The 14,990-nt window shown below is 63.7% G+C and carries 10 protein-coding genes; 1 reads left to right on the forward strand and 9 read right to left on the reverse strand.

What is annotated here, in order from left to right:
* Positions 1 to 98 precede the first annotated feature (98 nt).
* From BN60_RS17940 to BN60_RS17965, 6 genes are all read right to left on the reverse strand, one after another.
* Positions 99 to 2,003, reverse strand: coding sequence for an AsmA family protein (locus tag BN60_RS17940; protein ID WP_020697501.1), 1,905 nt, complete (start codon positions 2,001 to 2,003; stop codon positions 99 to 101).
* Positions 2,004 to 2,046: 43 nt separating this feature from the next.
* Positions 2,047 to 2,919 carry a YihY/virulence factor BrkB family protein gene (locus BN60_RS17945; RefSeq protein ID WP_020697502.1) on the reverse strand — a complete coding sequence of 291 codons (873 nt, stop codon included), beginning with the start codon at positions 2,917 to 2,919 and terminating at the stop codon, positions 2,047 to 2,049.
* Between the two features lie 64 nt (positions 2,920 to 2,983).
* Positions 2,984 to 3,676 (reverse strand): endonuclease/exonuclease/phosphatase family protein, encoded by a 693-nt coding sequence (locus BN60_RS17950; RefSeq protein WP_020697503.1) that lies wholly within the window; start codon positions 3,674 to 3,676, stop codon positions 2,984 to 2,986.
* The gene (locus tag BN60_RS17955) at positions 3,673 to 5,805 is read right to left on the reverse strand and encodes a VTT domain-containing protein (RefSeq protein ID WP_020697504.1); all 2,133 of its coding nucleotides are present in this window, start codon (positions 5,803 to 5,805) and stop codon (positions 3,673 to 3,675) included. Before BN60_RS17955 ends, BN60_RS17950 begins: the two co-directional genes overlap by 4 nt.
* A gap of 174 nt (positions 5,806 to 5,979) precedes the next feature.
* A complete protein-coding gene (locus BN60_RS17960) occupies positions 5,980 to 6,963 on the reverse strand; it encodes a Bug family tripartite tricarboxylate transporter substrate binding protein (RefSeq protein WP_020697505.1) in 984 nt (327 codons plus the stop codon).
* 148 nt (positions 6,964 to 7,111) lie between these two features.
* Complete coding sequence (locus BN60_RS17965; protein WP_020697506.1) at positions 7,112 to 8,764, reverse strand: tetratricopeptide repeat protein; 1,653 nt, start codon at positions 8,762 to 8,764, stop codon at positions 7,112 to 7,114.
* Between the two features lie 601 nt (positions 8,765 to 9,365).
* Between BN60_RS17965 and BN60_RS30515 the strand changes: the two genes are divergently transcribed.
* On the forward strand, positions 9,366 to 9,605 hold the full coding sequence (locus BN60_RS30515) for a hypothetical protein (protein WP_148283471.1): 240 nt from the start codon (positions 9,366 to 9,368) through the stop codon (positions 9,603 to 9,605).
* Between the two features lie 171 nt (positions 9,606 to 9,776).
* Here BN60_RS30515 and BN60_RS17970 read toward each other — a convergent pair whose 3' ends face one another.
* The 3 genes from BN60_RS17970 to BN60_RS17980 are packed head-to-tail and all read right to left on the reverse strand — an operon-like array spanning position 9,777 to position 14,970.
* Entirely contained in the window at positions 9,777 to 11,096 is a 1,320-nt protein-coding gene (locus BN60_RS17970; RefSeq protein ID WP_020697508.1) for an HlyD family type I secretion periplasmic adaptor subunit, read from the reverse strand.
* Complete coding sequence (locus BN60_RS17975) at positions 11,093 to 13,222, reverse strand: cadherin-like domain-containing protein (RefSeq protein WP_020697509.1); 2,130 nt, start codon at positions 13,220 to 13,222, stop codon at positions 11,093 to 11,095. Before BN60_RS17975 ends, BN60_RS17970 begins: the two co-directional genes overlap by 4 nt.
* The gene (locus BN60_RS17980) at positions 13,219 to 14,970 is read right to left on the reverse strand and encodes a type I secretion system permease/ATPase (RefSeq protein WP_020697510.1); all 1,752 of its coding nucleotides are present in this window, start codon (positions 14,968 to 14,970) and stop codon (positions 13,219 to 13,221) included. The genes BN60_RS17975 and BN60_RS17980 overlap by 4 nt, the downstream gene beginning before the upstream one ends.
* Positions 14,971 to 14,990 lie beyond the last annotated feature (20 nt).

Below are 14,990 nucleotides of genomic sequence, written 5' to 3' on the forward strand. Positions count from 1 at the left end.
AGAATGATTCGCGGGCCGGGAACTGCAATCGCAGCTCAAGACATGGGCGTTATGACGAAACGGGCGAGGTCCTTCCGGTGTCGCCGCCAAGACAGGTGTCACTGAGCCGTCAGCAGCTGCCGCGTGAGGTCGGCGCAGGGCACGTCTTTGGCATTTCCGAACACAGGCGTTGGCAGCGGGAAGACGCGACCGAGCGAGATCCGGGGCTCGCGCAGCTTGCCTTCTATCGCGACGGTCCCATGCAGATCGAGCAGGTCGAAACTCTTGGGAGCTGCATCGACCTCGGCCTTGATGGCCTGACTTTGAAGCGATGCCTGGCCCTTTACATAGAGAACCGATTTCTGAGTATCGAGCAGCGTGCGGTCGAAGGCGACATTGCCATGCTGGAAGTTCAATCGGCCAATTGCGCATTTGATCGGGATGCGGTTGTCGCCGGTCACGTAGAGGATCAGCGCGTCGAAGATTTGCAGGCCGGCGAGGCTCACCATCAAACTGCTGACCGAACCGCCGCCCAGGGCGAAAGCCATATGGCCATCGGCCGATCCCATAACCTGCGCAAGCGACCGGCCGTTGCCCGCCAGCACGACGCGGCCCTGCACCTTGCCCTGCGTGGCGTCGAAGTACCGCGACTCGCGGAAGAAATTCTTCAGTTCGAGATTGGTGAGACCGAGCGCAGCCCGGACACGCGGATTGTCGGAACGCGCATCGATGCCCAGTTCACCAGCGATCGTGCCTCCACCGAGGACTTGCAAGGTGAGCGGCTTCACAATGGCGTTGCCATCCTGGATCAGCACCCGGAAGGCCAGGCTCTGGACAGGCAACCATGGGGGCGCGAGGACACGTCGAGCATCGAGCGTTACATCCATATTCATGGCGCGGAGCTTCTCCGTGTGCAGCGGCACATCAGGAAACAGCGCGCCGCTGGCCTCGAGCTGTCGCTGGGTCTGCGCTTGTTTGGCCGAGACGTTGGTCTTGCGGGCCGGAGCTGCACCCACCAGCGGCGCGAGATCCTCGAAGACCAGCTTCTGCGAAACGAGCTTTGCCGTCAGGAATTCAGGCTTGCGCCGCTCGTCGATCATCACTTCGCCCGTAAGGTCGCTCTCGCCGACCCGCCATCTCGACTTCACGAACTTCCAGACGCCGGGGTCGCGCTCCAGCTTGCCACTGATCACATAAGGCGGCGTTGGAGGGCCGGGGATGCCGAGCAGCGGGTAGATTTCCGATAGATTGGGCCCGGACAAAGTGAGGTCGACGTCGGCCCCGGTCCACTTGAACGGGTCGTGTACTGTCCCCTTGGCCTTGAGCTTCGTAGCGCCGAAGACGATGTCGACGTCGAGCGGATAGGGTTGCTCGGTGTCCCGCAAAGCCAGCACCGATCCACCGACGAACTGCAGACTGAGCGGCTGGCCTTCGAGCTTGCCCTTGAGCTGGAGCTCGGCCTGTACCTGGTCGGCCGCCTTGCCTGTTGCACTGGACACCGTTCCGTCGAGCTCAAGCTTACGCTTGCTATCCCGATAGCCGAGCTTGCCGTCGGTGATCTCGAGCCGGCCGATCAAGGGCGTCTCGTAACGGTTGTCAGGCTCAAGCGCCTTGGCAGCACCTGTCGCCACCGGCGCTTCGCCCATGCTCCAGTTGAGCTGTTCCTTGTCACCGACCTCGACCTGGATGTCCGGCTTACGCAGCACGAGCCGCGGAAGCACGATGTCACCCTTGAGCAACGGCCACAGGCGAATGTCGAAGTCGATCTGCTCGACCTTCAGCATGTGAGGTGCCTTCCCCCACTCGGTATTGGCGACTTCCACGCCGTCGAGCCGAACGCTGGTCGTGGCCCCCCAGTCGAACGTCACCTTCGCGACCGTCGTCTTGCGGCCGGTATAGTCGCTGGCATGACCCTCCACCTGATCGCGCAGCCATTGCGACGTAACCAGAAAATAGAGCGCCCCGGCCGCGATCACGACCAAGGTTGCGAGAATGCCGGCCGACCAGGCCAGTATCCTGACCATACGCCTCATGACGACGAAACGAGACTGGCAGCGCCGGGTTGCCTCAGATCGCGTGTGGCTGATCTCGCTGCGGTTCCCGAGGGCTCGCGGATGGCTTCGACCAGGCGTGCGCGAACTCGGCGCCCAGCAGGAAGATCTGCGCCGAATAGAAGATCCAGAGCAGCATCACGATGATCGCGCCGGCACCACCAAAGGATGAGGCAATCTCGGTTTTGCCGATGTAGAGAGCAATCAGGTACTTCCCGCCCTCGAACAGGAGAGCGGCGAAGGCGGCACCAGGCAGCACGTCGCACCAGCGCAAGTGACGGTCGGGCAGGACCTTGTACATCACGGTGAAGATGCCGGCGATCAGGACGAACGAGAGCATGAGGTCGATTACTTCCAGGGCGAGCCCTGCGGCCGGCAGGTGTGCCTTGAGAAAGGCGCCAAACGCCGTCAGCAGCGCGCTCAGCACCAGCGAGACCATGAGCACGAAGCCCAACGCGATAACGAGGCCGAGACTGGCCAGCCGCGCGCGAACCAGGCGCGACAGGGTCGTGCCGCGGGGCGAGGCTTTCCAGACGGCGTTGAGCGAGGCCTGCACCTCGCCGAAGACGCCGCTGACCGCCAGCAGGATCGCCCCCAGGCCGATAAGCGTCGCCAGGGCCCCGGAAAGACGATCGCTCGCACTGTGGATCATCGCCTGGAGGGCTGCAGCGGTATCGCGCCCCATCAACCCGCTCAGTTGATCGACGACAGCCCCCTGGGCGGCATCGCGGCCGAACACCATGCCGGCCACCGCGATGACTACCAAAAGGACCGGCGCCATCGAGAACAAGGTGAAGTAGGCAATGGAAGCGCCGCGACTGAAGGCGTCGTCGGCGATGTAGCCTTCGACCGTACCCTTCATTACACGCCAGGCATCGCGCCCCGACATCGTCCTATCTCCGCGGCCTGCCTTCTCAGTGTCCCTCAACGCGCGGCCTCGCAACCGGCTGCCTTCAGGAGACGACAATATCGGCCACGACAGGCAGATGGTCGGAAATCGCGCGTGCCTCAGGATCTGTGTGGCTGCCCAGCAGCGCCTGCTTCGACGAAAGGTAAACACCGTCGAGCTGGAAGAGCGGCCAGCGCGCGGGAAATGTCCTGTGGCGGCTGAAGCCCGGCAATACACGGGCGAGAGTGCGACGTACCGATCCCGCCCAGAACCAGTCGTTGAAGTCGCCCAGCGCCACGGTCGGTCGGTCAAGCGTGCCCAGCAGAGCGAGCAGAGCGATCGCCTGGCTCCGGCGCTCGCGCAGGCTCAGCCCCAGATGCGTGGCAATCACGCGCAGCGGCCCGAAGGGTGTGGCGACATCGCTGCAGATGGCGCGGCGCGGCTCGCACTCCGGATAAGAGAGGTCCCGGATTTCGGTATCGATCAAGGGCCAGCGGCTGATCAGCGCCTGACCGTAGGCGCCGTCGGCCGTGACGACCGTGCGAGCACCGATGCCATGGGTGCCAAGGGACTGCTGCAGCACATCGAAAGGGTCGCCGACATGCGCCTCACGCGCGCGACGCGAGTCGATTTCCTGCAAGGCAACGATGTCCGGCTCGTGACGCCTCACAAGCGCGACAACGCGGTCGAGATCGAAGCGCGGGTTACGACCGAGCGCGCCATGGATGTTCCAGGTCATCACACGGACGCGGTTCAACGGACATCGCCTCCCAGGCGCGTCACGACGGCTTGGGCGGCGAATGCAAGGCCGATCCAGGCCGCTGCGCAGAGTGCGAACAGGGCAATCTCGCCGGGAACCGGATGGTGGAAGACGCTCACGATGCGGTCGCCGAGCAGGCAAAGAGCGACAAGCCCCGGCCCCATGCCGATCAGAGTGCCGAGAGCAAAATCGATTGGCCGGATGGAACTCGCCCCGGCTGCGAGGTTGACCAGGGTGAAGGGCGCTACCGGCACGACGCGAATCGCAACCATCGCCAGCAAACCGCGCCGGCGGAGGCGCTTCTGCAGTTTCTCCCAGCGCGTGCCCAGTAGTTCGTGCAGCGTCTCCTGACCAAATCGGGCACCGACGGCGTACATGGCGAGCGCACTCGTCGCCACCCCCAAGGTGGCATAGAGCATGCCGAGCCACGGGCCGAACACCGCGGCGGTCGCCAAGATCATGACAGTGACGGGAAAGGCCACGGCACCGCCCAAGACAAAGGCGGCGACGACGAAGAGGAACGCCCATGGCGCATCGCCACCTGCCTCAAGAAGCGCACCCACCTCTTCCGGGTCCGCCAATCCAGACAGGCCACTGACCTGCCAGGCCAGCGTCAAGGCAACGACAAGCACCATGACGAGGATCAATGGCAAGGCCGGACCGCGGGGAACGAACCGGCCACCACCACCATGCAGCAGAAGACGCGGCAAGAAGCGACCGACGAGACGTCCCAGTCGCAATGGCCGAGGTGGATCGGCGACACGCTCGGCAAGTACAGCCAGCGGGCTGCGGTCCGGCACGCCATCGTCGATCGGCCGGAGGCGATGGCCGCCGGCGGACAACGTATCGACCGCACGCACGAGTGAGCCATGCTCGGTCAGGGCCGCGGCGACCTGTTCGGCGGACACGCCACAATGCTCGCCCAGCAGACGGTCTCGGACATGCGTAATGGCAGCGCGCTGCGCCGCCGTCTCTGCTTCGATCGCAAGATCGCACTCGGTGTCGGCCCCCATCGATCGGTTGTTCATGTTGGCCGACCCGACGCGCAGGAAGACGTCGTCGATCACCATGATCTTGGAGTGGATCATGGTGTGGGTGGCGCGGCCATCGCACTCGACCGACGGATAGACGAGGCGCACGCGGTCACCGCCCGCCCGCTTCACGATGCGCCAAAACCGTATGCGGCCATTGCGCATGGTGCGCCGTTCGACGATTGAATCGTGACTGCGAGGCGCCACGATCACGACCTCAAGCTGCGGATGGCGCTCGAGCTGCCGCGCGATGCGGAGCGCGATACGGGGCGATGTCGTGAACTGGTTCTCGATGTAGATCGAACGCTCGGCCTGGCCGATCGAGTGGAGGAACAATGCCTCGATCTCGTGCACGCCCGCCTCGCCATTGTAGCGCGGCTGGGTGCGGGCTATGCCGACCGGGACGTCGGTGAACTCCGGTGGAAAGCCATCCGGCCAAGGATCTCCCATCGGTTCGATAGCCGCATCGCCCCCTTTGGCATGACACCAGCGCTGCCAGGCCAGCAACGCAAGTGCGCGCGCCGCCTCGCCATCCACCATCATCTGGACATCGTGGAACGGCCGATAGGGCTCGCCGGCGGGATCGGCCCGCAGAGAATTGTCGAGGTCGTGATCCTGCGTATCCCAACGCCGGATGGTGAGATCGAGCCCGCCCGAGAAAGCGAGCGCATCGTCGACGATGACGAGCTTCTGGTGCTGCGATGAGCCGAAGGGAACGGTTGAGTCCAGGCAGAAAGTGACTTGCGGCGGCATCTGCCATTGCAGGGAAAGCCGCGGCAGCAGCTCGCGCTCGTGGGCGTAGAGCAGGGAATAATCCCAGAGCAGCAGATGCACCTGCAACTCCGGCCGCTCCGTCACCAGATCGGTCAAAAAGGCCGCCAGATTGACGGGATGACCGTCGGACGGCGGCGCGTCTCCCTGAAGCTCGGTCCGGCTGTCGATATCCCACCCGACGATCAGGATGCTGCGGCGGGCCTTGAGGAAGGCCCCGCGTACGGCCGCAAAGAAGGCGGCGCCATCGACCAGGACGGCAGCCCTCCGGGCATGCTCTATCCGCCATACCGTGCAGCCCGGTTGGAGGACGGGCGAGTTCATTCCCACCCAACGCCCGGAAACACACAATGATCCCTGCAGGACTAGAAATGCTGCTTCCGCCTGCTGGCGGAATTTTCCTGCCGACTGTTCGGAATTTCTGTGTTTGATCCTGCACGAATTCCCAGGGCGGTCCGTGCCGCCCTGGGAACCGTGCGTCAGAGCAAACCCGTCCGGCTATTCGGGCTTGAGGCCGATTTCCTTCAGCACCGCCAGCATGATCTCGGTGTCGCGCTTGAAGCGGGCGTTGGTGGCCTCGAAGCTGAGCGGCCCGACGATCATGTAGTTGGCGAGAAGCTGCTTCACTTTCTCGTCGGTGCCCGCCTCGATCAGCGTGTCGGAGAGCTTCTTGACGATGTCCTTCGGCGTCGCCGACGGGACGGCGAAGGCGGCAAATGCGCGCGTCTCGTAGGACTTACCGACGGCGCCCTGCTCGATCATGCTCGGCACATCGGGATAGGCCGGCAGGCGGTCGCCCACGACGGCGATGATCTTGCCCTTCCCGGACGTGATCACCGGCGCCGCCGCGGCGGGGCTTCCCGACGCGCCATCGAGCGCTTGAGAGGCCACGTCGGCCCACATCGCGGCTTCGCCGCGATACTGCACCACCTCGAACTTCAGCCCGTACTGCCGGGCCATCGTCTCGATCAGCACATGCGGGGTCGAGCCGGGGCCATAGGAGCCCCAGTTCAGCTTGTCGACCTTCTTTGCATATTCGACGAACTGCTTGAGGTTGGTCGCGCCGGTCTTCTCGGCCGCCACCACCGGCCCGCCGAGGCTGGTCGTCATCGTCAGGTAGGTGAAGTCCTTCTCCGGGTCGTAAGGCAGGTCCTTCATGGTGACGCGGTTCTGGATCAGCGACGAGGAGATCGTGCAGAGGATCGTGTGACCGTCGGGTGCCGCGCGCTTGACCTCTGCCGCGCCGATGGCGCCGCTGGCGCCGCCCTTGTTGTCGACGATGACCGTCTGGCCGAGCTTGCGCGAAAGATATTCGCCAAAGGAGCGCGCGATACCGTCAGTCTGACCGCCGGCCGGATAGGGCACGACAATGCGGATCTGCTTCGACGGAAAAGTGCCCTGCGCCGATGAAGTGGTGAACAAGGCGGGTGTCGCAAGGACGCCCGCGCCGGCCGCGATGATGCGGCGCCGCGTCGGATTCAATATCGTCTCCTTTTGTCCGCGAGACCTCGTGGGGCCCCAAAATCGGGCGGGACCCTAGTTCAGAGCCTCTGACACAAGCAAGCGGCAGCGTGGCGCATCGAGGCAATTGCGAAACTCCAGCATCTCCGCGCGTTTCGCTAGATGGCCGTTATGCTGCTTCCCTTCTGCAAAGACACGAGGCCCGTACGGGCACTTCGGCGCGGGCGAGCGCCAAGTCGAGGCGGGACTTGATGAGCGGCGCTTCCACTGTTTCGCCGCGCCGGGTCAGACATTCGTGCAGTCCGTGCAGGCTCCAGACATTTTCGGGATGCCAACAGGCGCGGTTGGTCTTGCCGTCGAAGCCGAGATCGGCGCGATAGACCGCCTCCGCCTCGGCGAGATGGCCTTGCTCCAGCAGCAGCGCCCCGAGCGCGTGACGTGTCGGCTGCATCCAGCCCCACGGTTCGTCGTAGGGCAGCGAGTCGTCGAGCACGACAGCGCGGCGCAGGTGAGCAAAGGCGAGATCGAAGTTGCCGCGGCGGTATTCGAGTTCGCCGGACAGCATCTCGTCGGCGATCGCCAGCAGGTCGATCATCGTGTTGTTGTTCAGCCGCCGCGACTCCGGCACGCGCGCCCGCGCGGCACGGAAGGCAGCGCGGGCCCGTTCGGCCGCATCGATCTCGCCCAGCACCGAATGCGCCACTCCTTTGGCGTAGAGCATCATCGCTGTGGTCGAGCAGTAGAGGTCCGGATCCTTCGGCAGCTCCTGGGCGATGATCTCGCGCCACTTGCCGAAGCGTACCAGCACATGCTGCTTCACCGAGAGATAGCTCTCAACGAAGTCGGCCATCGGCGGCGAGGGCATGTGCAGCACCTCTTCGGGCATGGTGTCGATCAGCTCCTGCGCAGCCTTGAGCGCGGGCGTGTACTGGCCGAGGAACATGGCGCCGTAGACCACGAAGTGATGATCATGGCAGCGGTAGAGCGTGTAGAAGTTCATGGCGCCTTCGCGCGCCAGGAACTTCGCATCGGCCACAACGGCCTTCTGGTTGTACACGACGACGTCGCGGTAGTTGCCGCACAATACGTCGATGTGCGTCGGCATATGGATCAGGTGGCCGGAATCGGGCACCAGGTCGCGCAGGCGGTCGGCGGCACGCAACGCCCGCTGCGGAAAGGGCGACATCTCCATCAGGTGGATATAGAGGTGCAACAAGCCCGGATGGTCCCAGCTCGCCGGGAGGTCGCGCAAAGCGCTCTCCAGCACCTCCACCGCCTCGTCCGTCCCGGCACCTTCCGTTGCACGGCCGGTCCGGAGATCCCACATCTGCCACGGCATCTCGTTCATGATCGCCTCGGCGAAGACCGAGCGCACCTCGAGGTCGTCGGGCCAGGCACGGAACAGCTTGCGCATCTCGACGGTGAAGGCCTTGTCCCAAGGCGCCTGATCCTCGATCGCGTCGCGTTGCGGATAGCGCGCCTGGAGGGCGCGGATCAGCGCCTGCTCGACCGGAGTCGCGTTTGCCGCAGCGACAAGCGCGCGCTGCAAGGCATCGTAGGACTCGCGCAGAGCCTGTGCCTTGCCCGCCGGGTCGTAGAGGACCCAGGGGAGATTGTAGTTCGGCCCGGCCGCGTAAGAGACGCCCCAATGCGCCATAGCGCAATCCGGATCGCTCTCCAGCGCCTTGCCGAAGCACGCGATGGCCTCGGCATGGTTGAAGCCGTAAAGCCAGTTCAGGCCGCGATCGAACCAGCGCTGTGCGTGCGGCGAGGAAGTCGTAATGACGCGCCCATAGGCGCCGAGATCGAAATAGTCGTCCATCGCTCATTCCCCCCCCCCGCTGTAGCTCGCCCGTATGGTGCCTGCAGGAGCAGGCAGACCGCAACCACGCAACGCCTTTTGGCTCGATGCGGCCGCATCGCTGGTCGGGAGGCGGCGACTGCAAGACGAGCGCCCCCTCTCCCGTCACGGTGAGAACTCGTCCCCGCAGCCCTCGGAGGCTCGCGACTCTGTCTTCTTCTCCTGCTCCTCGCGCATTTCTTTGTCATGGAGTGAGATTCAGGTCGCGCTCCACAACGCTACCGCCCGAAGGGGACGCCGCTTTCGATTCCTCGCCCTGACATTCCTGATGAATGGCGGTGCGGCAAGGACAGCCTCGAGATCCCAGACGTTCGCGAACTTCCACTCGACGCACGCTCGCGATAGCCGCTGTAATCGACGGCGATTGAACGCCACGACTCATCTAACCAAGTGGCAATGCATCCAAGCTCATGCGGAGAGAACGATATGGCACTCCTACCACTGAATGGTCACAGCTGGTCGATCAAAACCTAAAGCGCATCCCTTTCCGATTTCATAAGTTCCGCTTAGCTGAGAAGACAGCGCGTCCAGGTTGAAAAAGACAAAGGGAGGGACTCCTGTTATGGCCGCTTCTGCAAAGCATGCAGCTTACGTAGGGAACGAATTCTTCAACCTCTTGACGACAGTGCGCGTCGCATTCCCCAAAGGCCCAAGCACGACGCCGCTCACTTCCGATGGTGAGTTGATCCAGCGAATCTACAAAGATATCGAACGCTCGATCAAAGAGAAGGACTATGCCCGCTGCCCCTCATCGACAGAAATCCCGCGTCCCAGTGAGACGCCTCCGCGTGCGCTGCACTAGAAGAAAGCATCGCTGAACATTGCGTCACGCAGCTGCGCGCCGACTTTTGGGCCGCACGGACAGTACAACCCAGTGGCGACTTCAGAGCTTCGGCAGGCCGGCGCCGTTCGGTGCCTGCAGGCTCACTTCCGACGCATTGAAACAGGGCGGCATGACAGCCGCGCCGCGCAATCAACGCTCACGGAACGCCCGGCTCATCTGATCGGTGAAGGGTTTGACGAGGTAGGAAGCGGCCGTCCGCTCATCGGTCGAAACGAACACCTCGGCCGGCATACCTGGTACCAATCTCATTCCGTTCAGTTGAGCCACGGCGTCCTCGGCAAGCTGCACATTGGCAACGTAGTACTCCTGGCCGGTCGACGGATCGCGCGCCGAGGCCGGCGAGACCATGGACACCCTTCCCTTCATTTCCGGCGTCGTATTGCGGTTGAACGCGGTCAACCGGAGGCGCGCCTGTTGGCCCTCTCTCACCTGATCGATGTCCGCCGGCAGGATTCTGACCTCAAAGAGCAGTTCGGCATTCTTCGGAACGATGGTCGCGATCTTCGCGGCCGGCGTGATCACGCCGCCGATCGTGTGGATGAACAGCTCGTTGACGTAGCCGCCGATGGGTGCGCGGATCGCTGTGCGCAGAAGACGATCCTCGATTGCCAGCTTGCGTTCGGTCAGCTCGCCGATCCTGGCGTCGACAGTGCGCAGCTCGCGCTGCGCTTCCGTCGTGGCGTTCTGGTCGATGGCGATGATCTGGACCCTGATCTCGCTGGCGCGCACCTTGGCGCGGGCGATGCTCGCTTCGATTTCGCCCTTCTCTCCCGGGATCCTGGCCCAGTCCTTGTGGGCCGAATACAGGCGCGTGTAGTCGACGAGTTTCTTCTCGAACAGCTCGAGGAGCTTTTCCCGTTCGGCCTTCACGAGCCTGATCTCCTCGACCTTGGCCGCGAGCCTGGACTCCATCCCGTTGATCTCCTCGCCGGTCTGGCTGATGCTCAACTCGAGCTGCTCTTTCTGGCTGTCACGACCGACCTTGTTGCCGGTGAAAAGGCGTGTCTCACCGTGGACGATCAGATCCGCGGCGCTCGAGAGGGAGCCCAGCTCCTCCGGAAACGCAATCGACTCGAGATTGTCCCGTTCTGCAATGAGACGTGCCCTGCGGCCGAGCGATTCGGCGAGCTGCGACTTGACGATCAGCAGCTCGGCCTTGATCTGCACATCGTCGAGCGTCGCCAGGATCTGGCCTTCCTCGACGAGATCGCCCTGGCGCACGGCCAAGCCCTTTACGATTCCGCCATCCCTGTGCTGCACTTCCTTGAGGTTCTGGTCGACCTTGACCGTACCTGTCGTCACCACAGCCCCTTCGAGGCGGGCCACCGCGGCCCACCCCCCGCAACCCAGGACCAGCGTGGCGGCAAGGGCAAAGCCAAAAGCGACTCGCGACCAAATCGGGAACGAGGCGCTGGCCTCTCTGGTTTCGTGCTTCTGGGCAGCCTTCATGACACATGCTCTGGTATGGAGACGGCGACCGTGAACTGCAGTTCGTGGCGGCCATCAAGTTCGATTGAGTAGAAATCCTCCGAGTCTTCCCTGTCGTGCACATCGACAAACGTGCGCTCCTTGTCGTCGAGTTGCTCGAACCGGAAGCGAATCGGATACTGATCGGTATTCTCCGAGAGATAGATGTCGTCGAAGAGGTCTTCTACCTCGTCGGCCATATCCTCGCCGTCGCGATAGCGAATCTCGTAACGCGCGGCGATGATGCGATCTCCGACTGTGAAGTCGGTGATCTTTCGGACCAGATCAGGCTGGTGATCGTCATCGTCCGACCGTTGGAATTCGAACGTGTCGTCGCCCTCCCCTCCGGTCATAATGGCCGACATATTTGCGGCGGTCAGATGATCGTCGCCCTGCCCGCCGATGATCCTCTCGAACCCCTCGATCAGGTCGCGCCCGATATCGGTTCCTTCGGCTGTGCCCGCTCCGACGTCGACGACGATGTCCAGGAAGGCGGACGAGTAGTCGATCGTATCTTCGCCGGCATCGCCGGAAAAGGAATCCTCGTTGCCATCGGCTGCCGCCACGACGTGATCGTCGCCATCGCCGCCCCGAACCTCGTCGACCCCAACTCCATCGGAAAGGAAATCGTCGCCATCGCCGCCGAAGAGCTGATCGCTTCCGTCGCCTGCCAGCAAAGTGTCTTGATCTCCGCCGCCATGCAGTTCGTCGTTGCCATCGCTGCCGTACAGAGTGTCGTTGCCCGCATCACCGTGCATCGTGTCATCGCCGGGCCCGCCGATCAGGACGTCCTGCTCCTCGCCGCCGTGCAGTTCGTCGTTCCCCTCGCCGCCATCGAGAGTGTCGTCGCCGGCACCTCCGTGGATCTTATCGTCGCCGTCACCCCCGATCAGGATGTCGCCGCCGGCGCCACCGGAAATGCGGTCGTCGCCTTGCTCGCCATGTATCGTATCGTCACCATCCTCGCCAAAGAGACGGTCGTTACCGGAACCGCCGAAGACGACATCGTTTCCGGGTCCGGCCAGGACGACGTCATCGCCCGCGCCGCCATAGATGACGTCATCGCCAGCCCCTGCGACGACGTGATCGTGGCCGTCGCCCGCCAGGATCGCGTCATTGCCTTCGCGGGCGTCGATGTTGTCATCGCCGCCGCGGCCATCGATCAGCTCGCCGCAGCGCGTCCCGAGTAGATTGTCGTCGCCCTCGGTCCCAAAGATCGGCGGCGCCTCCACGACGTTGAAGAAGGCCTCCTGCTCGATCGACGTCGTACCATCGCTGATCTGGTATTTCAGCGCGACCTCGCCAAGCCAGCCCCGCTCCGGCGTGAACATCCAGCCGCCGCCTTCCACGGGCGTGAGAGTGCCCGTCGATGCTTCGAGCTGGATTGGCTTCAGGGTGTCGCCATCTGCGTCGGTAGCACCTGCGAGCAAGGCAAGCAGCGGAATTAAGTAGGCACTGCAGCCAACGAGGTCCTGCAACCGGACAGGACCGGCGAGTTTCGGCGCCCGGTTGGCCACCGGGTCGGGATTGCTGCGGTTTGGAGGGTTGAACCGAGGGTCATCGTGCCGTCGCCCGCCCTCGTCGTTACCGTCGCCACCACCACCTCCGCCGCCGCGACGCGCGACTTCATCGACTGGCGCCTTGGCAACCGACGGCGGCCCTCCGCGCTGGTTGTCGTTGCTGGCGCTTCCCTGATCCGGCCGCCCGAGCGATCCTGCCCGGGAGAAATCGATGGGACGCGAGTCGTTGGCCAGGAAATTGTTGACCGCTTCCTGTGGCAACAGCTTCTTGGGTGTCAGCGGCACGACCTTCTCGGAGTCGCTTTCGGGCTCCTGCTTCCCTTCGTTAGCCGCACTCGCACCCAGCTCTTCTGAGTCCCCGCCCGTACTACCTGACTTGTCGGTCTCTTCGGTCGGCCGCCGCTTGGGCTGCGGCGCCGCGGCAAGTTCGGTGGGCAGGAAGCTTTTCAGATAGACCGCCACGCCCGCCAGGAAGACGAAGAAGGCGTGAGGAAGCAGACTGGGCTTGGTGTTCTCGGCGAGAACATAGGTCTCGCGCGAAGGCTGGGTCGGCTGCTGAACCTCCCTCGTGGCCTGGACCTTGATCATGCCGGCCGCCTCAACGGGGGTTGAACCATTGCCACCGCGGGCCTCGTATTGGGCTGACCGGTCGGAGTCATGATCTCCTCCTTCTTGCCAAATGCCGTCAGGCGACCTGCCTGCACGATGGCGACAAGATCGACGGCAACGAGAGCGCTGGGCCTGTGAGCGATGACAATTGCGATGCCGCCCCGCTCCTTGATGCCACGAATCGCCTGCGTCAGCGCTTCCTCGCCTTCGCCATCGAGGTTCGAGTTGGGTTCGTCCATGACGACCACAAAGGGATTGTCGTACAGCGCACGCGCCAGAGCGACGCGTTGCCTCTGCCCCGCCGACAAGGCCATACCCTGCGGGCCAAGCTGGGTCCGGTAGCCTTCGGGCATCTTCACGATCATGTCATGCACGCCGGCCGCCTGCGCCGCGGTGATGACCTTCCTGTAGTCGGGCTCGGGCTCGAAGCGACAGATATTCTCTTCGATCGTCGCGTCCATCAGGCCGACGTCCTGTGGCAGATAGCCGATATGCTTGCCGATCTCGTCCTCGCGCCACTGCGAGAGATCGGCTCCATCCAGACGCACATTGCCGCGCAGGACCGGCCAAATGCCGGTCAGAGCGCGCGCCATCGTCGTCTTGCCGCCGGCACTGGGTCCGATGATCCCCACCGCCTGGCCAGCGAGGAGCTCGAACTTGATCTCGCTCAGGACGACCTGTCCCGTACCTGGAGCCGCGACCGTGATCTTGTCGACGACAAGGCTTTGCTTCGGCGCCGGCAATTGCATCGGCGGATCCACCGCTGCCAAGGCGATCACCGTCTCGCGCAGCCGCTCATATGCGGTCCGCGCTGCGACAAAGCCCTTCCAGTTGCCGATCGCCTGATCCACCGGCGCCAATGCCCGCGCTGCCGCCACCGAACAGGCGATGATCGCGCCGGCGGTCAGCTCGCCCTTGATCGTGAGGTAGGCGCCCAGCCCCAGAAGCGCGGACTGCAGCAGCATCCGCAGAACCCGAGATATGGCCGCGAACGTACCGCCGATGTCGTTGGCCTTTGTCTGCAGTTCCAGGTGTTCGCCATTGGCATCGTTGAATCGGTCGACCGCCCGGCCAGCGAAGCCCATGGCTCTTATGACCTCGGCGTTGCGCGCATTGGAATCCGCGATGGTGTTGCGGGCCACGGCCGCCTTACGCGTGGAGCCATGCAGCCGTTTGGTCATGATCTCGCTGACGATGGTGAGAACCGTCAGCACGAAGGCGCCGGCGAAAGTCAGCGCGCCCAGCAAGGGGTGGAGGAAGTAGATGAACGCCAGATAGATCGGCATCCACGGCAGATCGAACAGTGCTGCCGGCCCCTGGCTGCCAAGAAACCCGCGGACCGTATCGACATCCCTTCCACGCTCCAGCGCTTCCGACGTCGAGAAGCCGAAGCGCGGCATGTCGATAGCGACGCGATGCGCCAGTGGTGCGATCTTCTTGTCGAGGCGCGCACCGACGCGGACGAGGATCTGCGAGCGGACGACGTCGAAGCCGCCCTGGAACATGTAGAGGCCAATGGCGAGGGCCGACAGGACGAGAAGCGTGGGAATGCTTCCACTGGTCAAGGCCCGATCGTAGATCTGCATCATGTACAGCGAGCCGGTCAACGCGAGCAGGTTGATGAGACCCGATATCAGAAACAGAAACAGGACAATGGCACGAAATCCTCGCGTGAGTTCCGCGAGGTTCTTTCGCTTTGCCGGAGTTAACTCTTTGGATTTAGCCATACGCGCCCTGCCCCGTCGGT

It is taken from the genome of Reyranella massiliensis 521 (assembly GCF_000312425.1).
GTDB lineage: Bacteria > Pseudomonadota > Alphaproteobacteria > Reyranellales > Reyranellaceae > Reyranella > Reyranella massiliensis.

Excerpts from the sequence above, each read along its gene's own strand:
- BN60_RS17940 (WP_020697501.1), bottom strand. The coding sequence starts at position 2,003 with ATGGTCAGGATACTGGCCTGGTCGGCCGGCATTCTCGCAACCTTGGTC.
- BN60_RS30515 (WP_148283471.1), top strand. The coding sequence starts at position 9,366 with ATGGCCGCTTCTGCAAAGCATGCAGCTTACGTAGGGAACGAATTCTTC.
- BN60_RS17980 (WP_020697510.1), bottom strand. The coding sequence starts at position 14,970 with ATGGCTAAATCCAAAGAGTTAACTCCGGCAAAGCGAAAGAACCTCGCG.
- BN60_RS17955 (WP_020697504.1), bottom strand. The coding sequence starts at position 5,805 with ATGAACTCGCCCGTCCTCCAACCGGGCTGCACGGTATGGCGGATAGAG.
- BN60_RS17970 (WP_020697508.1), bottom strand. The coding sequence starts at position 11,096 with ATGAAGGCTGCCCAGAAGCACGAAACCAGAGAGGCCAGCGCCTCGTTC.
- BN60_RS17965 (WP_020697506.1), bottom strand. The coding sequence starts at position 8,764 with ATGGACGACTATTTCGATCTCGGCGCCTATGGGCGCGTCATTACGACT.
- BN60_RS17945 (WP_020697502.1), bottom strand. The coding sequence starts at position 2,919 with ATGTCGGGGCGCGATGCCTGGCGTGTAATGAAGGGTACGGTCGAAGGC.
- BN60_RS17975 (WP_020697509.1), bottom strand. The coding sequence starts at position 13,222 with ATGATCAAGGTCCAGGCCACGAGGGAGGTTCAGCAGCCGACCCAGCCT.